This window comes from Pseudoalteromonas sp. A3, assembly GCF_025942345.1.
GTDB lineage: Bacteria > Pseudomonadota > Gammaproteobacteria > Enterobacterales > Alteromonadaceae > Pseudoalteromonas > Pseudoalteromonas atlantica.
Window position 1 is genome coordinate 207,104 of record NZ_JAPCKL010000004.1, and the last position, 22,021, is coordinate 229,124.

Sequence of the window (22,021 nt, forward strand, 5' to 3'; positions counted from 1 at the left end):
ATGATAAAAAACGCCCAAATACACTTTAATGAAGTAGGCACACCGGTAGCCGATAACTTTGACGATGTTTATTTTTCTAATGACGACGGCCTTGCTGAATCGCATTACGTGTTTTATCAACAAAACAATATACAGGCGCGGTTACAAAATCATGACCAAACGCATTTTGTTATTGCCGAAACCGGTTTTGGTACTGGTTTAAACTTTTTAAATGCATGGCAACACTTTAATGACCACCTTGCCAATCAACAAGTTCAAAATCAAGTAGACAAACGGGTTAAGCGGTTGCATTTTATTTCGTTTGAAAAATACCCGCTTAATGCTGATGATCTAAAAAAAGCACTGCAAGCGTGGCCAACATTAAACAAGCTTAGTGACGAATTAATAACGCACTACCCTATAAACTTAGGCGGCTGTCATCGTATAGAATTTAATAACGGCCAAGTTATTCTTGATTTGTATTTTGGCGACGTGCTTGATTCAATAAATGCAATGAGCTACCCGCAATCAGGGGTGGTCGATGCGTGGTTTTTAGATGGCTTTGCACCAAGTAAAAACCCTGACATGTGGCAACAAAGTGTGTTTAATGCCATGGTTGATATATCGCGCAAGCATGCAACACTTGCCACATTTACCGCTGCAGGCTTTGTACGCCGAGGCTTAATAGCTGCAGGCTTTAGCATGCAAAAAGCGAAAGGCTTTGGCCGTAAACGCGAAATGCTGATAGGCCAATTAGCACACGCTAATAGTGCACAGTCATCACCCCCGTACTTTGAACAACCCCCTGCCAAGCTAGAGCATGTTGCTGTAATTGGCGGTGGGATTGCGAGTAGCTGTATTTTGCACAGTTTGGCTAAGCGTGGCATTAAAAGTAGCCTATTTTGTCAAGATGAAAAACCAGCTATGGGCGCTTCGCATAACGTACAAGGCGCGGTTTACCCCCATCTGCAAGCTAAAAACTCACCTCATAGTGAATTATTTGCGCACAGTTTTTTATACGCTAAACGCAGTTACCAACAACTACTAAAAAATGGCTTTAATTTTGATTATAGCTGGTGCGGTGTACTGCAACATGCGGTAAAAAAGCCTCTTGCCGATAAACATCAAAACTTAGAACAAAAACAGTTATGGCCTCAAGCCTTAATGCGCAATGTAACTGTAGAGCAAGGAGATAAACTGGCGGGCGTAAAAACCGGCTACCCCGGCGTTTATTTTGAGCAAGGCGGTTGGGTAAACCCACCCCAGCTAGTTGAGGCAATGCTAAAAGCGGCCAATAGCCTTAACCCTATTAATAGCTATTTTAATTGCCATATACAGCAGCTTACTAAAACCGATGCAGGCTGGTATTTAACCCACAAGCATACCCAATATGGCCCTTTTAGTGATGTAATAATATGTGCAGGTGAGCATAGCGATGCGTTTGAACAAACAAACGCATTACCTATTGTAGGGGTACGTGGTCAAGTATCGCATATTCAAGCGAGTGAACAATCTAAGCAGCTTAAAACCGTGTTGTGCCATAAAGGTTATTTTACCCCCGCCTATTTAGGTAAACACTGTATGGGCGCTACATTTGAAAAAAACACAAAAAGTCGCGCCGTTACAGACAAAGACAACCAGCTAAACCATGAGCAACTACTTAGCTTTTACCATCAAAGCGACTTTGCCACCACATTAGGTGACATCACCTGCGCTAAAGCAGCTGTGCGCTGCACATTTATAGATCACTTGCCAATGGCAGGACAATGGTGTGAGCAAAGCGATTACAGCACCGCCTTTGCTAATTTACGCCTAGGTAAACGCTATCAATACTCACCTCTATGCAAGCCACAACAAGGCTTACATATTTTTACCGGATTTGGAGCGCGCGCATTATGCAGCGCACCGTTATTAAGCGAGCACTTTATTAGCACGTTAAATAATGAACCACGCCCACTCAGCGAGCGTGTAAGCCAGGCCATTCACCCTGCGCGTTTTATAGTACGTGATTTAATACGAAATAAAATTTAAATGACATCATTCATTTTTTGCGTAAAATAATAACCATAAAAGGAATTTATACCAATCCGCTTAATTAAGTGATCAATTTTGAGGCTGGAAAAACCTGTTGATGGCTAAGAAAAAAGTTCGCTATTTAGTTGTTCTAAATAAGAATTTTTTAAAACAGGTAGCGACACGGTTAGCACCGCAAAATGATTAAGTATTATTGCGCACTGGTATTATATAACCAATGCGCACCATATGTATGAATGCGGATGGGTATCAATAAAAGGATAACAATGAAAGCTTTAACCTGTGCTGTAACATTACTCGCCGCTATATCGTTTAACACATTTAGCCAAGACGTAACCGCCATCCCCTTACCTGAAGAATTCATCACCACCATGGATGTAACTGGCGAATACCCGCTGGTTAGAACAGGGTATTTAGCTGCTTCTATTGATGCTATTTCTAAATTTTATCAGCAGGCCCTTGGTGATCCCATTAACAGCAAAGGCGATAATAACTACCGCACCCTTTACTATAACTACCAAAACCATGCTGTTCGCATCAGTTTATACCATCATAATTATGTTACCGAAGTCAGTATAATGATTGAATAAACACAGTAAAAAGCGGCTAATTTTCATGCTCAGTTCAGACTCTATTTTTATTTACTTTTAAATAACCACTTTGTAGAGAAAAACAGCGTTTTACCCTTTAAAAACGAATGCCTACCCCAAGGTCTATTTGTACTAAATACCTTTACACTAAATTGAGAAGGAATTAATTATGAGTAAGACCCTAATTATTGGCGCTAGCGGACAAATTGGTAAAATGGCAACCAAGTTGCTTTTAAACAATGAGCAAAATGTATCTGCATTAGTGCGTGATAAAAGTAAGTTAGATGATTTAGATAGTCCATTTTTAAGCATTGTGGAGCAAGATCTCGAAGGAGATTTTTCTGGTGCGCTAAAAGATTGCGATCAAGTTATTTTTGCTGCTGGCTCGGGCGGAAGTACAGGCACAGATAAAACCGTGCTTATTGATTTATGGGCAGCCACCAAAGCAGCAACGTATGCTAAAGAGCATGGCGTAAAGCATTTTATTATGATTAGCTCTATTGGCGCTGACGATCCAGACTCAATAGAAAGTGACTTAAAACCTTACTTAGTTGCTAAACATATGGCCGATGAGCACCTTATCAACAGTGGCTTAAACTACACCATAGTGCGCCCAGGTGGGCTGACCGATGAAAGCGCCTCAATGAAAGTAACCACCGAGCGGCCAAACGATCGTTCTAAAGCTAAAATTAGCCGCGAAAACGTTGCCAATGCCCTATTACATATTGCTACTAACGCATTTAATGGCAACCGCGTTTTTGAGCTATTTGACGGCGAAACGCCCATTAAAGCAGCTGTAAAATAAACACTCTGGTTGCCCTTTGTAAACCCCCTTGCAAAGGGCAACGTATTTAAATGCTAAATCGCACGCGCCCTCCCTTGCTTCACTATATTTATTAAATGTAAACAACACGTTTAAATCGCTTTATAAAAGCCTACACACCGCGTTCCTAATAAAACAACATGAAAAACAAGCACTTCCACTAAAATCACCGTAAAACAATGCGTTAAAAACTCAACAGAGTAAATTTTGTTCAGGCTTTTTTACTAGTTTAATAAGGCTAAATACTAGAAACCCCTTATTTTATCTGGTAAATTAACAGCGTGTTAAAACAATAATAAAAATTCCTCAATGGAAGTTGCACGAATAAGGACATAGCGTGAGCGCCTCATTTAAAATTATTTTTAATGGTCAGTTACACCAAAATGCTGACATTAGTACCGTACAAGAGCAACTCTGTCAGTTTTTAAAAATTCCTCATAATGTCGCTGTAAAATTATTTGATGGCCGAGCCTACGCACTCGTCAAAGACCTATCGAGTATTGATGCAGTTAAAACAGAATCTAAACTAAAAAGTTTTGGTTTAATAACCAAAGTAGAACCGCACGCAAGTGTAAGGGCACCCCAAAGTGCCGCGGGTACTAAACTGGTTGTTGCTCACAATGAGCCTGCTGTAAAAAACATAGCTAATACAATAACCAGCATTAAAAAATCCGGCGTAAATAGCCCTGCCGCCTTGCCCAAATTAGCACTGCAAAGCGCATTATTTTTTTGTTATAGCTTATTATTCATCTGCCTTATTTGCTCAGCAGTAATAAGCTTTAACACACTTAAAATGAGTATGATAGACAGCTCATCAGCTTCGCCCTCAACAACATTAAATTACGTTCATTATAAGCAGTACTTAGCAAATCAAAAAAAGCACCCAGAAGTCACCTTGCCTAACACCCACAACACAGATGAGCTTAATCAAGGGGCGCAGCAAAAAGTTGATAGCTATTTTGCTCGTTTTTCAACGCATATAAACAGTTACGCAAAAATTCTAAAGCAACCAAATATAAACAGCATGGGCGCAGAAAGGTTAAAGCAGCACCTACAAGAAATAGATGCGCTAGGCACTGAACATGTATTTTGGGAGCAATTAATTAACCTTGCTAAATCGCTTAATAACGACGCCCATGTAATGAGCAAGCTTGGTAATGATAACCCTGATAAAATTCAATGGATAAACGCCGTTGATTGGATAAGCCAAAGCTACATTAGGCAACAACAAAATAAGCCTGACGCTTTGCCCGTCACACCTACAAACACACAACTCGCCAAGTCACCGATATTAGATTTAACTCTACTAATTAGCTTAATGTCGTTTTTAACGCTTATTATTATTAGTATTAAAATGAAAGTAAGGTCGATAAAAATGAAGCTAGCCGCTACAAGCACAGAATAAATTAAAACCATAAAAAAAACCGCCAATCTGATTGCTCAAATTGGCGGTTTTTTATGGTTTTTAAGTAACGAACTTAAATACCTGTATTGGTGGAGCTGGGGGGATTTGAACCCCCGTCCGAAAAGCCTCGACCGTCGGTACTACATGTTTAGTATTGTCATTTAATTAACCTTTAAATCCCGGACAAACACGGTAGATAAAGGCGAGGCCGCTTAGTTTTAACGCTTCAACCCCGGCCAGGGTTTCCGTCGCGATCAGGTGTTAGGGTGACACTCCAAAATCCAGTCCACAAGAATACATGGAAGGAGCGCTAGCCAGCCTAAGCTGCTAGAGAGTAGTTATCGTCGTTTGCGATTACTTTAAATTGCGGCTTTTTTACGAGGCAAACCGCACCTCGACATGCACCTCAGGCTTCTTGAATTCCGTCGAATCCTAATCAGCCCCTGAAATATGAATTTCTTTCAGTGAGGGCAGTATAACTGAGTAAACGACTGATACTCAAGGGGTGTGACACTTTTATTTTAGCTAACTGAATCAACTGAACAGTAAACAAGCACAAGTTTGTAAAAAAGCAAACAAATACTGAACATTTACTTAACATGTCGGTCAAGTTGTGCTCAAATAAGGAGTTAAATTTTACACTAGCTATAAGGCTTTAGTAGTAAAAGTAATAATCATAATAACAGGCATATTACGTAGGGAATTTATAAATGTCGGTTTTTTTATTTAATGAACAAACGGGTGAGCTGGCGTTATCTGCACACCCTATTGATAATGGATTTCCGGTGACGAGTGCTCAACTTATTGAGCTACTTGAACAGTCGGATTATTGCGAGTTTGAAGTACTCTCTGGCAATATTGGTAAATTATTTTCACCGAGTAAAAATTATCAGCAAGAATCATTAGTAATTGCCAAAGCCACGGACGCGAGCATTGTTATTAACGTTGATGAAAAAAACATGGTTGCAGAGGCAACGCTTACCACGGCCAAAGGCGGCGCATTACTCTCTATGGAGGCAGCTCAAGCAGCTTTAGTTAAAGCCGGTGTAAAAAAAGGCATTAGTCCTCGTGCACTTGATACGTTTTTAGGTCAGCAGTTTTCTCACCCTGCAGGTACATCATACAGCGCTATTGTGGCTCATGGCCGAAACCCTAAAGAAGGTAGTGATGCGAGGTTTGTTCGCCTTTGCTCTACAGCGCAAGACCGCGTACTTAGCCCCCAAGCAAAAGAAGGTGGCAAGGTCGATATGAAAGACCTTGGCGCTATTATTACGGTAAAACCCGGCACCCCTTTAATGCAGCGAGTAGCAGCTACTCCAGGTGAAGATGGCTATACGGTTTTTGGCGATATGATCAAGGCAAAGCCTGGTAAAGAGCATCAATTACAGCCCTTTGAAGGCACAAAAATAGATCCTAATAACCCAAACATGCTCATCGCTGATTGTAAAGGTGTGCCTGTGGCCTTACCTAGAGGCATGCGGGTTGACGATGTTTTGTGTTTTCATAATGTAGATGTAAGTACAGGTCATGTTGATTTTGATGGCAGTGTAATTATCTCTGGTGATGTAAAAGATGGTATGCGGGTTAAAGCCAATGGCGATATTACTGTATTGGGGTTTGTTGAATCAGGCACGATTGAAAGCCAAAGCGCGGTAACTATTATGCTCGGCGCTATTGGCCGTAAGCGTGAAAATGAAGAAGCATTTACTTGCGAAATTTCAGCCCAGCGTACTATTTCTATTGGTTATGCCCAGTACTGTAATATTAAAAGTGCGCAAGATTTATTTATAGAACGCCAAGCATTGCATTGTAATTTAAGTGCAAGGCGCTTAATACGTGTTGGTAAAGCAGGTAACCCTCGCGGCAAAATAATTGGGGGAAATATTCTTGATGCTATGCGTATTGAAACAGGTGAGCTAGGTGCGCCGGCAGGGACTAAAACCCGTGTGTTTTTAGCTCAAAACTGGCATGAACTGCGCTCAAAGCAGTCTCAAATAATTGATTTTGAAAAAGTGTTGGCAAGTAAAACATCTGCACTTAAACAAGCTAAAGAAAAAGCGATAAAAATTCCAGTTGCTGCTCAACGCCAACAGCTACTAGATAAAATTGCCGCTAATGAGCAGCATATAAAAACTCGCGCTATGCACGTACAACGTCAAAAAAGATTGGTGAAGCAAAAAATTTCTCAGCTATTGGCAACTAGCCGACTTAAAATTAACGAAATAATGCACCCAGGTGTGGAGCTTAAAATAGCAAAAGACACAAAACAGTTTTCGCGTATTTACCCACCCCACTTAGTAAAACTTTCTGAGGGAAAGATCACTCAGTCGTTTTAGTATCCTCTTCGGTGTTTTCAGTTTCTTGGGCGTCATTTTCAGGTAGTGGCGCTAGTGGCCAGCCCCCTAGCTCTTGCCAACGATTTACTATTAAACAATATAGCTCTGCTGTGCGTTCTGTATCGTAAAGTGCCGAGTGTGCTTGGCTGTTATCAAACTCAATCCCCGCGGCTCTACATGCTTTAGCTAGTACCGTTTGGCCTAAAGCTAACCCTGCAAGCGAGGTTGTGTCAAAACTCACAAATGGATGAAATGGCGTACGCTTAATATTGTTACGCTCAATGGCTGCATTTAAAAAGCCATGATCAAAGGCTGCATTATGTGCCACTACAACTGAGCGTTGACACCCAGCAGCTTTTTGCGCTTTACGTACTGCTTTACAAATTTCTTTAATTGCTTCGTCTTCTGGTACAGCGCCGCGCAACGGGCTAAACGGGTCTATGCCGTTAAATTCAATTGCGGCTTGTTCAATATTAGCGCCTTCAAAAGGCTCTACATGAAAATGAACGGTATGATCTATGCTGAGTAACCCTTCGTCATCCATTTTTAAAATTGATACGGCAATTTCAAGTAAGGCGTCGGTTTCTTTATTAAAGCCGGCGGTTTCTACATCAATAACAACAGGAAAAAAGCCGCGAAAGCGTTGTGCGAAAAGTGTTTGCTCAGTATTTGCCATAGTCTTCTTGGTTTATGAGGATAAGCTCACTATTATGTCAAAATTGGGGGCTACTCGGCTAGGGCTTTATAAATTATTTAATTAATATATTGTAGGCATGCTATTTGCTTTTAAATAACTGCTAATTGTATTGGCTGTTATTAATTCCCATCGCATTAAATTACGGATACTAGTATGGCGCTTAGAAAATAGCGCAATAACAAGGCGAAATTATTTATAGCTTTGTTTTACATCAGTAAGTTTAACGCAGTGAGTGGGCTATTTAATACGATACAAAGATTATGTTTTTAATTAAGTTGGTATAGAGCCCTACTTTAGCCGTACGCCAAAATATTGGCTTAGTAGATTAACCGGAGCGTTTTATGAAGTGTAAGTTGTTTTTTATTAGCGTAAGCCTTGGCACCGCCTTGATGAGTTATTCATCGCAAGCGGCTATGCGCCAATACAGCGCAAATCAAGATAACTCCAATTGGGAAGTTATAAAAACAACACGCTTACAGTGTCAATTAAACCACGAAGTGCCCTACTACGGTGAGGCCATATTTAAGGCATCGGCTAGTAAAAACAAAAACCTAACCTTTAATCTAGATATGGTTGTGCGCCCCGACAATTACGATATAGCCGGTTTAAAGGCGGTGCCACCAGCATGGCGTTCAGGCCTGCCCGCGCGTGATATAACCACGATGAAGTTACTTAAAAAGTTTGATGGTGAGCTTGGTAATAAAACCGCATGGGAAATGCTAACTGAACTTGAAAAAGGGTTTCATCCTACCTTTTACTACCAAGACTGGCAAAATAGTGCCGACAAAATTGCCGTTGGTATTTCAAGCGTTAATTTTAAACAAGCCTATTGGGCGTTTTTGCAGTGCCGCGATGAACTTTTACCATACAGCTTTGAAGATATTTCATTTACTGTAATGAACTACCAATCAAATAGCAGTAAGCTCACTAAAGAGTCGCAAAAGCGCTTAGATAAAATTGCTGAGTATTTAAAAAATGATACCAGTATTGAGTCTATAAGTATTGATTCGTATACCGATAGCTACGGTGGCCGTTGGAATAACTTAGATTTATCGCGTAAGCGTGCTAAAGCTATAAAAGATTATATGGTCAGCTTAGGTGTTGATGAGGGCAAAGTAGAAACCACAGGCCTAGGTGAAAAACGTTTTGTTGATACTAACGAAAATATTTTAGGGCGAAATAAAAACCGTCGTTTAATTATTCAAATAGCAAAAATGTAACCGCCCTAAACTGCTAACTACCGCTGCGCCGCTTTATGAGCTTATCGCCAAACTGAAAAAACGTTAGGCTCAAAAATATAATTATGGCACCTATAATGAGCTCCTGACTTAAAGGCTCGTTATTAAGTAATGCGCCTAGCGCTAATGCAAAACTTGGTGTTATTAAACTACTTAAGGCTACAGTACTGGCGTTTAACTTTTGTAATACATGAAAATACGCTAAAGCCCCTACAATCGAGCCAAAAATACCTAAATACGCAATACTCCATAACGAGCGAGCACTCCAATAATCCATACTTATTTGCCCATCTACCAGCCACCACAGCAGCCCAAATAAAGGAGTAACAAAAACCAGCGCTCCAAAAGTGGTTGCCATAGGGTGAATAGCAATTTTTACACGTTTGATCATCACCCCACTAAGACTAAATAAAGTAACCGCCATTAACACATACATCAGCCCTATGCCCTGAGTTTGTGAGGTTTGTAGCTGGTTATAACTTACAAAATAAAGGCCTATTAATGCACAGCTCAGCGCTATTAATTTAATAGGGCTAAATTTAGGCTCATTAAGTAACCTTTGTGCTAAAAAGCCAGAGAGAATAGGCGCAAGGCCAAACACTAATGAAATAATACCTGAAGGTACTGTGGTAGCAGCCATGTAACTTAATGACATACCGCCAAAAATACCCAAACTGGAGTATGCATATAACGTGCACGCGTTTTTGCTCCAAGGTACACGAATATTGGCTATAGCAACAATTAACCCAGCAACAAATAAGCCTATAATCATGCGCATTAAAACGGCGAGGGTTGGTGCTACAGTTTCACTGCTCCATACAATACCTAAAGGCGTAGTACACCAAATAATGACAAGTAGTAAATAAGATAATTTAACTGACACACGCCATTCCTTTGCACTGAGGAGGTAGAAACCCTATTAAAGTAAATTATACGCGCGAAAGTAATACGCAGTACATATATAAACGTCTAAATACAGCTGTAAATTCATAGTTACATTATTATTTACCGGCATTTATTACAAAACTATTTATGTTTTAAGTAACTAGTTATATCTTGAGTGCCTCTCACACATTTTAGGATAGTTAAGTGCTTAAAAATAAAACAATAGGCAGCATGTTAATTGTTGCAGGCACCACCATAGGCGCAGGTATGCTGGCATTGCCAATAGCCTCTGCAGGGCTTGGATTTAATACCGCGCTTGCACTGATAATAGCCAGTTGGTTACTGATGACCTACACCGCTTTATTAATGCTAGAGCTCCACCAATACGCCCCTAGAGATGCAACGTTAAACACCTTAGCAAAGCGCTGGTTAGGAAAACGCGGCCAGTACGTTGCTAACTTTTCGATGATATTTTTGTTTTACGCCCTGTGCGCAGCCTATATAGCCGGGGGTGGCGCGCAGTTACAGTCGCGTATTAATAGTGATTTGAGCATAAACATAGCGCCCCAAATTGCCTCTATTGTTTTAGCCATTGTAATAGGTAGCGTGGTTACTTTAGGCACCAGTAAAGTAGATAAACTTAACCGCGTGTTATTTACGATTAAAATTTTAGTACTAGGCAGCTTGTTTTATATGCTTACACCCTATGTACAAGGTAAGCACTTACTTGAAATGCCCGTTGAGCAAGGGCTGATTTTATCTGCCTTACCCGTTATTTTTACCTCATTTGGTTTTCATGGCTCTATTCCGTCAATTGTTAAGTATGTGGGGCTAGAAACAAAAGTATTGCGTAAGGTAATGATTGCAGGGGCTGCTTTACCTTTAGTGATTTATATTTTTTGGCAACTGCTTAGCCAAGGGATTATGCAGCAAAGTGATTTACTCAATAGTAATGGCTTAACAGGCTTTGTAGAGAGTGTGGCAAATATTGCGCATAATCCGCAGGTAACAAGCGCTGTTACACTGTTTGCCGACTTAGCATTGGCCACCTCTTTTTTAGGTGTTAGCTTAGGGTTATTTGATTTTTTTGCTGATGCATTTAATAAAGGCGACACCAAATCAGAAAGAATAAAAACCGCACTAATTACTTTTATTCCCCCTTTAGGGTTTGCGTTATTTTACCCTCAGGGATTTATAATGGCGCTAGGCTATGCAGCCATCGCCCTTGTGGTATTAGCAATATTTTTACCGGTTTCTATGGTGTATAAGCAGCGTAAATCGGGCCCTCAAACGGGATACCAAGTGCGAAGTGGTAATATGGGTTTAGCGGTGGCAGGGCTGTGCGGCGTTGTAATTATTGTCGCCCAATTTATGCAAATGTTGGGATTAGTACCCGCTATTGGTTAATAACAAAACTAACCCCTTTAGCTTAAAGGGGTTAGTTAAAAATGTTAAAATACCCGAGACTCACCACGGCCTGTAGCCTGAGAAGCTGCTTGTAACTCACCGTCTTTATTTACAATAACCTGCAAATCGCCAAAACGGCGTTCATTCAGTGTGTAGCCCATTTTTATAAGTTCAGCTTGAGTGTTTTCACTGAGCCCTGCGTTTGTTCTGATTACGTTTTTAGGCCATAACTGATGATGAAACCGCGTGCTATTAACAATATCGTTGGCGCCCATGTTAAATTCAACCGCATTTAAAATAGATTGATACACCGAGCTAATAATTGTTGTGCCCCCAGGCGAGCCTGTGACCATTTTAACGCTGTTGTTTTTGAGCAGTATGGTTGGCGACATTGAGCTAAGCATACGCTTTTGAGGCTGAATTTCATTGGCTTTACCGCCGAGCGCACCAAAGGCGTTCATTACCCCAGGTTTAGCGCTAAAGTCGTCCATTTCGTCATTTAATATAAAGCCTGCACCTTCAACCACAACGCCACTACCAAAGCTTAAATTAATCGTTGTGGTATTGGCCACTGCATTACCCATTTTATCAATAATAGAAAAATGCGTGGTTTGTTCACTTTCTTTGAGGCCTGGTTTTATGTTTTCGGTGGTTGAAATAGCTGTTAAAGAAATATCTTTACTGCGCGCTTTTAGGTAATCAATATGAGTAAGCTCAGTCACTGGTACATCAAAAAAGTCCGGATCGCCCAAGTACTCTGCTCTATCGGCAAACACACGTTTACCTATTTCAGCAAGTAAATGTACATATTGAGTAGAGTTATGTACCAGCCCCATTTCGCTTTTTTTAAGCTCAAACATTTTTAGCCACTGCAAAATAGCTATTCCGCCAGAGCTTGGTGGTGGAGAGGTTAATACTTCATAACCGTTCCAGTTAGCTTTAATCGGCGTGCGCGACACAGCCGTGTAATTAGCCAAATCAGTTTGGTTAATAATGCCGCCGTGCTGGTGCATAAAGTTGGCAATAATGCGGGCTGTTTCGCCTTTATAAAACCCGTCTTGACCGTTATCTCTTATGCGCTTTAAAGTAGCGGCTAGCTCGGGCTGTTTAAAAATCTGATTTGCTTTTATATCTGCAAAATAGTGTTTAAAATTTACATTTATATTTTGTTTGTCTAGATGAGCAATGTATTGTGCGACCCCCTGAGCCAATTTGGGCGGCACTTTAAAGCCTTGCTCTGCTAGGGTAACCGCTGGCTGTACTAATGTTTGCCATTTTAAGGTGCCGTGTTTTTGATGCGCCAGCCACATACCGGCTACGCTCCCTGGTACACCACTTGCATGAATACCATAAATTGACTTGTTTTTAATTACATCGCCCTTGGCATCTAAATACATATCTCTGTGCGCTGCTTGGGGAGCCGTTTCGCGATAGTCTATAAAGTCGCCTTTTCCCTCTTTTTGTATAAGCATAAAGCCTCCCCCGCCAATATTTCCGGCTTCGGGAAGCGTTACCGCTAATACAAATTGCGCAGCAATAGCCGCATCAACAGCATTTCCACCTTGTTCTAAAATAGCTTGTGCTGTATCTGCACTAAACGAGTCAGGCATTGCGACAGCGCTTTTAGTAACTTGCTCCGCCTGCACGCTAAATATACAAAATTGTGCAATCAACACACTCTTAACAATGAGCCGGCTTGGTCGAAAAAATAACCCCATAAAACATCCTTACTTTATTATTTGAATCTCGCTTGGCTCATTTATGCATACCATAGAACGTTAGGTCAATGTTTATACAAGTGATTTTTTTGTATGCTATAACGCCTTTGCGTATAAAACGGCATCCAAATCGCCTTGTTCATCAGTGTGTATATAGTTTTTAACCCAGGTAAATCCCAGCTTTTGCATGACGCTAATTGAAGCTTTATTATCGGCCAGTGCCATTGCAGATAGTGTTTTTATCTCTGGCTGCATTTTTAAGGCGTTACATAATGCACTAGCCGCCTCCGTTGCATAACCCTGTCCCCAACTAGATTGCTTAAGGCGCCACCCTATTTCAATATTTGTAAAATCGGGAGTTTGAGTAAAAAAGTGCATAGGCCTAACAAGCACCCACCCTATAAAAGAGTCCTCTTTTTTAAGGGTGATTTTCCACAGCCCCCAGCCTTTGTTTGCATTTTTATAGGCAAGCATTCTGGGGATCCCTATTTCTTTAATTTGTTTTAATGTCGAAGGCGTTCCTCGGTTTATGTATTTCATTACCGCGGGGTCTTGATCTAGCTCATGCAGCAGCGGCCAATCGTGTTCATTCATTAATTTGAAATTTAAGCGTGTTGTTACAGGTGTGTTCATCTTCGCTGTTCTATTATTAAGTGGAATTAATTATTTGTCTCTAAGGAGAGATAGCACATGAACAAATTAGCAGGTTTAGCTTTATTAGGCACTTTAATTACACTAACGGGCTGTGAAGATGCTCAGGAAGTACAAGAAGATGCAAAAGATAAAAGCGCGCAAATGCAAGAGCAGCTTGGTGACACATGGAACGATGTAAAAGATAAAGCCACAGAGCTTAAAAATGATGAGTCATTAAATGAGTTGCTTGAACAAAGTAAAGCAATGGGCTTAGACATGTACGACGATGGCAAAGAGATTGCCGTTGATGCATGGATAAAAAGCAAAGAAGCCGCGGGTGAATTAACCGAAAAAACAAAGCAAGAAGCGCAAGAAATCGCTGAAGAAATTGAAGAAGCGCGTGAAGAACATGCTGAAAAACAGTAATATTATTGATACTAATTCATTTAATTAAGTAATTTGCTTTGAGGTAAAAACATCGTTTAGTAAGTAAAAAATTGCTATTTAGGTGTTCTTAACAAGCGTTTTTAACGCACTTAGCGTGAGGCTTAGACCCTTAAAATACTTAATTATTATTGCTGATTGGTATTAAATAGTATTTACAAAAAAGGCTGCAAATAACATTATTTGCAGCCTTTTTATTTATGCGCTTATTACTATAATTAAATCGCTTCTTCGTCTTCTTCTGCGGTGCGTATACGTACTACACGCTCAACATCTGTGACAAATATTTTACCATCACCAATTTTGCCTGTTTGCGCTGTTTTTACTATTACTTCTATAGCGCGTTCAACATCTTCATCGGTTAGCACAATATCAAGTTTTACCTTAGGTAAAAAATCCACCATGTACTCAGCGCCACGGTAAAGTTCTGTGTGACCTTTTTGACGACCAAAACCTTTTACTTCACTTACAGTCATACCCGTAATACCTACATCTGATAGGGCTTCGCGTACGTCGTCTAACTTAAACGGTTTGATGATTGCTTCTATTTTTTTCATGCTCACTACTTATTAAAGCTTTAGTTGCCTCGATTTTAGACAATCATGGAGTTCATAGCAAACAAAGCAATTGAATTCGATGATAAAACAACCAAGCGTGGTATAATTATTTATAAGTCTGAATTATAAATCTTTCTCAACTAGCTATAATAATAACAAATGTAGTAGGTATAAATAATATGAAAAAATTCCAAACCGGTTTAACTTTATTAGAGCTCATGGTGGCAGTAGCCATAGTCGGTATTATCGCCTCTATAGCTCTTTGGGACAGTAGCGATATGCTTGAGGAAAACCGCGCTGAGAATTTCTTGCTTGAACTAAAGCGCAATATTAGCTTTGCTCGCTCACAAGCCGCCAGTACAGATGAAATTGTTGTTTTGTGCCCTACTGGCCAAGGTAAAATTAAAAACAGCAAAGACACTTTCAACTGCAACAAAAAGTGGGACGAGAATAAAATTATTGTTGTATTTATCGATGTAGATAACGATGGGCACTATAATGGCGCTTCCGATACACTGCTTAGAGTCATGGAAGAAATATCAGGTAACGACAAGTTAACCTTTACAGGAAATGAGCGTCGCTTGCGCTTTAATACCAGTGGACGAATTACCACAAACCCAGGTGACTTTGTTTTTTGCCCCAATGGTGGCACTGAAAATAATAAAGCGCTTACTTTATCGCAATCAGGTACTGCTTTTTATGCCGGTGACAGTGCACTTAAATGCGGTTAAAAAAAATACAATTTAAGTTGTCATATTTTTATCATTTACTACACTGAGCTAATACATTTTTTGACTCAGGGCTTCAGGGATGAGGTTATCTACCCAAACTCAGGCTGGCTATACGCTTTTAGAATTAATGGCATCTATTGCTATTGTGAGTATTGTTAGCCAAATTTCTCTATCGGTTTTTCCTGACTTTTTAGCGAAAAACCGAGCCGACAATCATGTTAATTTGCTGCACAGAAACATTAATTATGGCCGCCTTTACGCTATTGAAAATGGTACTTATGTTACTTTGTGTGCTTTAAAAGATAATCAATGCACTAAAGATGAGTGGGATGGGCAAATGTCGCTATTTATTGATAACGACAAGTCTACGTCATTAGACACCGACGACTTATTAATAAGCACATTTGCAAAAATCCATGATGCAGATTCTATGCAATACCCCCGAAGTGCAATTACCTTTCGGCCCGATGGCTCTTTAAATGGTTTTCAAAATGGAACATTTATATATTGCCCAAATAAAGATAAAGCCAACCTTGAGGGGCTGGCTTTATCTGTCAGTCAAACAGGCCGTATACGAATTAAATCAACCGACAAATGTCAGAGCGACTAGTTAACCCGATTAAGTTAACGTCCCCAGCAATACTCAACATCTGAATTACCTTTACTGCCTTTTGCGCCTTTATAGCCTGTGTCAGTAATTGTAATTTGCGTGCAGTCACCGTCGCCTTTTACAGCACCCGCAATAGGTTTTGCAGTAATTGTAAACGTATTATCGTCATCATCCACATCAATCGACAGCTCAAAATGGCCGTTTTCTGTGGTCTCTTGTATACCTAAGTCTGAGAATGTCTCTGTGTACTCACGATTATCTACGAAGTACTGCTCTTGTTTGTTTGCAGCGTCTAAAAGCGCCGCTGCGGCCTCGGCCCGAGAAGAGCGTTTTACATACTCAGTATAATTAGGCAGTGCTATTGAGGCTAAAATACCTACAATAGCTACGGCTATCATTAACTCTATCAACGTGAATCCGCGTGCTTGTTTATTCATTAATATTCCTTAATCATCAATTTCATCATTTTCTTCACGTTTATAAATATAGGTTTGTTGGGTTTTAAAGCCAAACCCTACACTATCATCGTCATTCACTAATTGTACGCTACCATCTACAACCGTTAAGCCTGGGCCCATTATTTCTACTGGCTTCATTGGGTTTTGTGCATCTTCGCCTTTTATTCCCGGCCCAATTAGGTAAAACTGGCTTTCTTCGGTCACTTCAATGGTTGGGTTATCATCACAAAAGCCGTCACCATTTCCATCGGCACAAGAGGGGCCTTCTCCAAAGTACAATTGTGGTGTATCAGGTACATCATAGCTAGTGGTAAACTTTAAGTCGTCATATACCTTGGTGCCATAATGTAAATGGAACGCATACAACGAGCCGCCACCGCCACTTAATGAACATTGGTTCTCTGTAGAGGTTTCTGATGATGGAGTAAAGCTTGTATAGTAAGCGACACCGCCCACCACTGTGGCTGCTGCTAAAGATTTTTCGCCTGTGCCTAATTCATAGCGCCAGCCTTTAAATTTAGCTAAATCGACTTCTAAATCAACAAACTCATCTACATCATCAAGTGCATTACCAAACGGATCGCTGTTCATTAGCATTAAATCTGCTGGTTTAATCGCTGTAGGGGCGCTAGTGAATGACTGAGTTACTGTATTTTCATCTCTTATCATAAACAGCTGATCGTCTTCATTTGTACCTGTTGGTTTTGAGCGATTTCCGCTGCCTATTACAATAGCGTCATACGGCGTATCTAAACGTGTAATCACTGTTTCACCATTAATCGTTGTTTCACTTACTTTGCTATAAAGTGTACGTGCCACCAACGGCTGGTAAAAAAAGCGACGGTCTTGGCTTGCTAAACTGCTACCAAGCTCTGCAAGTTTAAAGTGCGTAAAATTACTGGTGCTTGTGCCTGGCATGTCTATACGCCAAATATCGCCCCCGGTATCGGCAGCATAAATTCTGTCAATGTAACCATCGTAATCTGAATCAAGCGTAGAAACATTTGCTGCAATCGAGTGCTTGCCTTTAAATCCATTTTCGTTTGGCGTTAAAGCCCACACTTTTTTACCTGTTTCAGCTTCTACTATATAAATACCGCGACCAACCGAGTCTTCACTTCTTACCACGGCATCTTTATTTGTATCGTACCCTGCACCAAAAACGAGTAATGGCTTATCACCAAATGCTTTTATGTACGCTATTTGGGGTTTTGACCACGTTTGAGCTAGCTCTTTAAAATCGCCAGTACCGCCTTCTATAGGGTTATCCCATAGTTTTTTAGGCTGATCGGGGTTAGTAATATCAAAGGCGTAATAGTTTTTTCCACCACGGCGCATACCTGCAAATGCCCACACATCGTCACCATCGCTTGCATCAACAATACCATCGTTAATGCCTTCGTCATTTAAGCTTTTATCACTAAAGTAAACACTGATTGGGCCGTCCATCCCGTAGAGTTTACCGGTGTCTTCATTGCGTAAAGGCTTAATAATATCGTAAAGTTCAGAGGGAATGAACGCCCAGCTTTCGGTCACTTGGTTATTGGTATCATCGTCTTTAAACATATGTAAAAAGCCGGCATTAGTACCAATCAATATACGTATGTCGTCATTGCCATAGTCGATTGCTACGGGCTTAGAATGTAAAGGGTCGCCAAATATATCACTGCGTTGATCGGTGTTTGAGCCATCGTTGTCTTCATCGTCAACATCTATCCCCATTGCCCATTTTATATCTGAACTAGCTAGGCTAATCGGGTTATTGGTGACTAAATCTAAAATATCGCTCACAATATTAGTAGTAAACTCAACTATATCGCCTTGCTTATCTGTATAGAGGTTGCGTCTTTCTTCAGCTGGAGTCCCCGTGAGTGTAGCTAAATGATAGTTTACGCCCCCTTGTGCAACTAAGTTACCATCGGCAGACTGGCCATCTGGCAGCCAAAATGTTTTAGCATCTGTGTCGATTAAACCATCAGAATCAAGCGCTGTATTATCTGCAGAGTCAACTATTTCACTGCCTGATACTTTTAATTTTTTTAAATTCCCACCCCACCGGGTGTTTGTTTCTGGGTAAAACATGGCAAAGTAAATGGCATCACGGCTACGTGTTTGGTCTACGTTGTTACTTGCTACCGAAGGCGAAGAGAAGCTATCGTTTACTTCACGAATACGAGAAATAGCACTATTTAGCGAGTTAGAAAGCTCATCTGGGGTGCTTGCTGGTAAGTTTTCACCGCCACCCAATAAGGCAGCACGTCTTAAAAGTTCTTGCCCGCTTGCACTCATACCTGAACCAAAACCTATAGTGTATAAGCGGCCTGTTTCGTGGATATCGGCAGTGGCAGGATATAAATCAACGGTAACATCACTTGTACCATGAATAATTTTAGCCATTTGGTGTAGGTAGTTACTGTAATAACTATCGGTATTCCAGTTTAATGGTTCTCCAAAGTACTTTTCGTGTTCATCACTAATATCACTATCGCTGCCGTTATCATTAGAAGGGTCGCCATCAGTCATATAAATAATATTGATTGAATTATCGCAACGAGCCGCTTCTGCTTCACTGTCTGCAAAGGGCGATATATAAGTATACTCGTAATTATCTCTCACTATATTTTCACATTCATACACCCAGCCAGTTCTTCTCCCTCTGTAAACCCAATCACACTCAACATCTGTCCATTGGCTACCTGTACGTAACTCTACATTTGTATCACGCTCTACAGTTGAAGCGTCTTCACCATATTCAAGCTTCTGCCCAGTAATATATAAATATGCTTCCCAAAGTGTCTCTGTTAGAGGCGTGCCACCATTGGCTGGAAGAGCTGCGATGGAGCTGCGCACTATAGACGAGTCACTACCAACACCATTTACAATATAGCCGCCCTCAGAATCACTTTTAAATCGCATCAAACCAAAATCAATAGAGTCTTCGTTATCTGATACCACTTTATTCATGGCAAATTGTGCTGCCGCAAGGCGACTATCTGCACATAAGTAGTAACCAGTTTGGTTGCTAAAGCCACAACTATTACCATTAGAGGATGAAAACGCCATACTGCCTGATGTATCAAATATGAGTAAAACCCTTGGTTTCTCATCTAAATCTAAATCATGATTGACATAAAGCTCTATATCTTCAGCAACTGCTGAGGCGCTCAGTGCTAAACCAAGTAAAGAGACCAATGGCTTATTAAGATTAAATTTCATTCTAAATCCCCTTACTTATACTGGCCATTTCTTGAGCTACACCTGTTACAATTGTAAGTTCGTGCTTTGCTTTAGAGCCATATTGAATAGTGGTAGAAACTTGCAGCATGTTACACGATATACCGGCAGTAAAATTAAATCGGCGTGGGCATTCTAAATCAAGCGCCCCCTGATTTAGGTTTATCATTTTGCTTTGCATATCGTCGTGCGTGGCTATTACCATCCCTTCATCATCTGCGCCTGCATGAGTTGATACTTCATCTGGCGTTAAAAAAAACTGATTAGCAGCACCTTTGCTTGCCTCATCAGAAATCATTCGCTGTACTTCTCCAATAAGCTCATTTTCAGCGACTTCTCGCTCTTGAGCTGCATTGGTAATTTTTATATCTACACTACTGCTGCTCATTAATGTAACGGCAATTCCCGTTACAGCAATAACCATAATAAGGGCTGTAATAAGCACAACACCTTGTTGTTTATTTGCGTGTTTACTTAGATACGCCATAAATTTGCTCCCACGTTATTTAAACGAATTGTGGTGGTAAATACTGTTCTTCTGTAAGTATCGGTAAAAGTGAGCTCTCGGGAGTCTTCATCTTCACCTAAAATATATGTTTGATTTTTTATTTTAAGGCCCGGATCTGGTTGCAATGCTCTAACTAATAAAAAAACCTGCACTGTTAGAATACTTTTGCGGTTTTCCCAGTCAGAGTGCTGCATGTCCTCAATACTTCGGTACGAATCAACACGGCTATCACTGTCTGTATCTAAACCAAATACAAAGCGCATGTTTTCAACGCCCTCCATAATGGTTTCGGCTTTCATATTGGCGCCATTTAAGCGTTTACGCATTAATGCTGGTACTGTAAGGCTTTTATTATTTACCGTATAAGTTTGCTCTGCGAGATAATAAACATGATGGCTATAAGGCCACACCGTGGCATTAACGTTTAAACTACCCGCTGCTACAACGCCTCGGGTAAATTCTGCGCTTTCTTGCTCAGCTATAAAATAGTTTTCATCCGCTTGTGTTTCATTAGTGGCGCCATCTACCGTGAGCTGCTCACCTTGTAAAAACTTGATTTGTAAAATGTCAGTTCCTGCAATTGGCTTACTTATACAGTTAAGCTCACTTGTTGAACTGGCCTCTTTTGCATAAATAGTTCTGAAATTGCTAGAAGATGCTAAATCTGGAAAGCTGCCGTTATTAAGCCCTTCAAAGCAATCACCACCAGGGTTAGCTAACGTTTGTGTGTTTGCTGCAGTAAACGAGTCATCATAATAAGTTCCCCAAAAGCCCACCTGCTCAATATCGCGCTGCATAATATTAATGGCTAAGCGGCCTGACTCTTGTAACTCGCCTATTGTCATTGTGTCTTTTGTGGTTACTTTCATGCCAATATAGGTAAACATCACCCCACCTAAAATAAGCCCACCAATAAATAATGAAATCATCATTTCTATTAGTGTAAAACCTTTATCTCTCATGTTAGCTCCTTAGGTATATATAGCTATTTAATGCAACCAAACGGCGTTTTTTATCGTCAGTACCGCATTTAAGCGCTTTGGTTTCATCATTGGCATTAAACTCTTGGCGGCCTTGCCAAGACACTATTACTTCAATATTAAACCCACGCCCACCCGTACCTGATGCAGCCGTAGGGTTTATACATACAGTGGCATCATCGAGAGAACCGGTGTTTTCGCGTGCACGAATGGCGCGTTTCCATTGCTGTAAATCAAGGGCTGCAACTTGCGCTGCAGTGCATGACCCACTAAAACAAGCCGTAGAGGTAGACGTTGATGTTTTACTGGTGAAAGTTTGCGTATATAAAGTAACTAGCTGTGCGGTATCATTTGCTCTAATGCGCTGAATAATATCATTTCCTAACGCTACCGCGGCTGCCCGCTGCATAGAGTCAAAGCTTGCCTGCTTAGCTTTTGCTTGCAGTGCAACAGCGCCTAATAAGCCAAAGCTTAAAATAATAAACGCAATCAGCACTTCAATTAAGGTAAAGCCTTTTTGAGGTTTTTTGTGAGGTGAATGCATAGTAAAAACCAAATAAATTTTATCTGATTATAAGTTTATGCATTGAAAATGTAGATGCAATATATACTAGGACAAGCGGTTAAATTTGTTGATAAACGGTTAACAGCATCAAGCCAATTGAGCTTTGAAGATTAAAATTACTCTATCTAGAGGCGATTTAACTCCAGCGCAATGCTGCTAATTTAGTGGGCTCAATAGCGGCCTCTGCCT

20 protein-coding genes and 1 other RNA gene are annotated in these 22,021 nt (G+C 40.5%); 10 read left to right on the top strand and 11 right to left on the bottom strand.

Features of this window, described 5'->3' with window-relative positions:
* The 4 genes from mnmC to OIZ54_RS09800 all read left to right on the top strand — a co-directional run bounded on the left by mnmC (position 1) and on the right by OIZ54_RS09800 (position 4,831).
* Positions 1-2,010: a bifunctional tRNA (5-methylaminomethyl-2-thiouridine)(34)-methyltransferase MnmD/FAD-dependent 5-carboxymethylaminomethyl-2-thiouridine(34) oxidoreductase MnmC gene (mnmC, locus tag OIZ54_RS09785; protein WP_264390299.1), complete on the top strand. Its 2,010-nt coding sequence runs from the start codon at positions 1-3 to the stop codon at positions 2,008-2,010.
* Positions 2,011-2,279: 269 nt separating this feature from the next.
* A complete protein-coding gene (locus OIZ54_RS09790) occupies positions 2,280-2,603 on the top strand; it encodes a hypothetical protein (RefSeq protein ID WP_029772569.1) in 324 nt (107 codons plus the stop codon).
* A 169-nt stretch (positions 2,604-2,772) separates the two neighbouring features.
* Positions 2,773-3,408 (top strand): NAD(P)-binding oxidoreductase, encoded by a 636-nt coding sequence (locus OIZ54_RS09795; RefSeq protein WP_054983048.1) that lies wholly within the window; start codon positions 2,773-2,775, stop codon positions 3,406-3,408.
* A 355-nt stretch (positions 3,409-3,763) separates the two neighbouring features.
* Positions 3,764-4,831, top strand: a complete 1,068-nt coding sequence (locus tag OIZ54_RS09800; protein ID WP_264390301.1) for a hypothetical protein — start codon at positions 3,764-3,766, stop codon at positions 4,829-4,831.
* 87 nt (positions 4,832-4,918) lie between these two features.
* On the opposite strand, the gene ssrA is transcribed toward OIZ54_RS09800, so the two are convergent.
* Positions 4,919-5,275, bottom strand: a transfer-messenger RNA (tmRNA) gene (ssrA, locus tag OIZ54_RS09805).
* Positions 5,276-5,541: 266 nt separating this feature from the next.
* On the opposite strand from ssrA, the gene OIZ54_RS09810 reads away from it, so the two are divergent.
* Complete coding sequence (locus OIZ54_RS09810) at positions 5,542-7,167, top strand: DUF342 domain-containing protein (protein ID WP_248442867.1); 1,626 nt, start codon at positions 5,542-5,544, stop codon at positions 7,165-7,167.
* On the opposite strand, the gene rnt is transcribed toward OIZ54_RS09810, so the two are convergent.
* The gene (gene rnt / locus OIZ54_RS09815; RefSeq protein ID WP_248442866.1) at positions 7,151-7,843 is read right to left on the bottom strand and encodes a ribonuclease T; all 693 of its coding nucleotides are present in this window, start codon (positions 7,841-7,843) and stop codon (positions 7,151-7,153) included. The two genes, OIZ54_RS09810 and rnt, sit on opposite strands and share 17 nt — an antisense overlap.
* A gap of 362 nt (positions 7,844-8,205) precedes the next feature.
* Here rnt and OIZ54_RS09820 point away from each other — a divergent pair, with 362 nt between their 5' ends.
* Positions 8,206-9,084, top strand: a complete 879-nt coding sequence (locus OIZ54_RS09820; RefSeq protein WP_054983043.1) for a flagellar protein MotY — start codon at positions 8,206-8,208, stop codon at positions 9,082-9,084.
* Positions 9,085-9,097: 13 nt separating this feature from the next.
* On the opposite strand, the gene OIZ54_RS09825 is transcribed toward OIZ54_RS09820, so the two are convergent.
* A complete protein-coding gene (locus OIZ54_RS09825; RefSeq protein ID WP_248442865.1) occupies positions 9,098-9,985 on the bottom strand; it encodes a DMT family transporter in 888 nt (295 codons plus the stop codon).
* Between the two features lie 206 nt (positions 9,986-10,191).
* Between OIZ54_RS09825 and OIZ54_RS09830 the strand changes: the two genes are divergently transcribed.
* Positions 10,192-11,394, top strand: a complete 1,203-nt coding sequence (locus tag OIZ54_RS09830) for an aromatic amino acid transport family protein (RefSeq protein ID WP_248442864.1) — start codon at positions 10,192-10,194, stop codon at positions 11,392-11,394.
* A gap of 44 nt (positions 11,395-11,438) precedes the next feature.
* Here OIZ54_RS09830 and ggt read toward each other — a convergent pair whose 3' ends face one another.
* The gene (gene ggt, locus OIZ54_RS09835) at positions 11,439-13,112 is read right to left on the bottom strand and encodes a gamma-glutamyltransferase (protein WP_248442863.1); all 1,674 of its coding nucleotides are present in this window, start codon (positions 13,110-13,112) and stop codon (positions 11,439-11,441) included.
* A gap of 96 nt (positions 13,113-13,208) precedes the next feature.
* The gene (locus tag OIZ54_RS09840) at positions 13,209-13,745 is read right to left on the bottom strand and encodes a GNAT family N-acetyltransferase (protein WP_248442862.1); all 537 of its coding nucleotides are present in this window, start codon (positions 13,743-13,745) and stop codon (positions 13,209-13,211) included.
* 57 nt (positions 13,746-13,802) lie between these two features.
* On the opposite strand from OIZ54_RS09840, the gene OIZ54_RS09845 reads away from it, so the two are divergent.
* A complete protein-coding gene (locus tag OIZ54_RS09845) occupies positions 13,803-14,171 on the top strand; it encodes a hypothetical protein (protein WP_248442861.1) in 369 nt (122 codons plus the stop codon).
* A gap of 236 nt (positions 14,172-14,407) precedes the next feature.
* On the opposite strand, the gene OIZ54_RS09850 is transcribed toward OIZ54_RS09845, so the two are convergent.
* The gene (locus tag OIZ54_RS09850) at positions 14,408-14,746 is read right to left on the bottom strand and encodes a P-II family nitrogen regulator (protein WP_004588371.1); all 339 of its coding nucleotides are present in this window, start codon (positions 14,744-14,746) and stop codon (positions 14,408-14,410) included.
* 179 nt (positions 14,747-14,925) lie between these two features.
* On the opposite strand from OIZ54_RS09850, the gene OIZ54_RS09855 reads away from it, so the two are divergent.
* Both OIZ54_RS09855 and OIZ54_RS09860 read left to right on the top strand, forming a co-directional pair.
* Positions 14,926-15,477 carry a GspH/FimT family pseudopilin gene (locus OIZ54_RS09855; protein WP_248442860.1) on the top strand — a complete coding sequence of 184 codons (552 nt, stop codon included), beginning with the start codon at positions 14,926-14,928 and terminating at the stop codon, positions 15,475-15,477.
* 79 nt (positions 15,478-15,556) lie between these two features.
* Positions 15,557-16,087, top strand: coding sequence for a GspH/FimT family pseudopilin (locus tag OIZ54_RS09860; RefSeq protein WP_096739290.1), 531 nt, complete (start codon positions 15,557-15,559; stop codon positions 16,085-16,087).
* Between the two features lie 14 nt (positions 16,088-16,101).
* On the opposite strand, the gene OIZ54_RS09865 is transcribed toward OIZ54_RS09860, so the two are convergent.
* From OIZ54_RS09865 to pilV, 5 genes are read right to left on the bottom strand one after another with little or no spacing between them, the layout of a single operon-like run.
* Positions 16,102-16,524, bottom strand: coding sequence for a type IV pilin protein (locus OIZ54_RS09865; RefSeq protein ID WP_024032268.1), 423 nt, complete (start codon positions 16,522-16,524; stop codon positions 16,102-16,104).
* A 9-nt stretch (positions 16,525-16,533) separates the two neighbouring features.
* Positions 16,534-19,761: a PilC/PilY family type IV pilus protein gene (locus tag OIZ54_RS09870; protein WP_248442859.1), complete on the bottom strand. Its 3,228-nt coding sequence runs from the start codon at positions 19,759-19,761 to the stop codon at positions 16,534-16,536.
* A 1-nt stretch (position 19,762) separates the two neighbouring features.
* The gene (locus tag OIZ54_RS09875; RefSeq protein ID WP_004588366.1) at positions 19,763-20,266 is read right to left on the bottom strand and encodes a hypothetical protein; all 504 of its coding nucleotides are present in this window, start codon (positions 20,264-20,266) and stop codon (positions 19,763-19,765) included.
* Positions 20,254-21,249: a PilW family protein gene (locus tag OIZ54_RS09880; protein ID WP_138579991.1), complete on the bottom strand. Its 996-nt coding sequence runs from the start codon at positions 21,247-21,249 to the stop codon at positions 20,254-20,256. Before OIZ54_RS09880 ends, OIZ54_RS09875 begins: the two co-directional genes overlap by 13 nt.
* A 1-nt stretch (position 21,250) precedes the next feature.
* Positions 21,251-21,811, bottom strand: a complete 561-nt coding sequence (gene pilV / locus OIZ54_RS09885; protein ID WP_248442858.1) for a type IV pilus modification protein PilV — start codon at positions 21,809-21,811, stop codon at positions 21,251-21,253.
* Between the last annotated feature and the right edge of the window lie 210 nt (positions 21,812-22,021).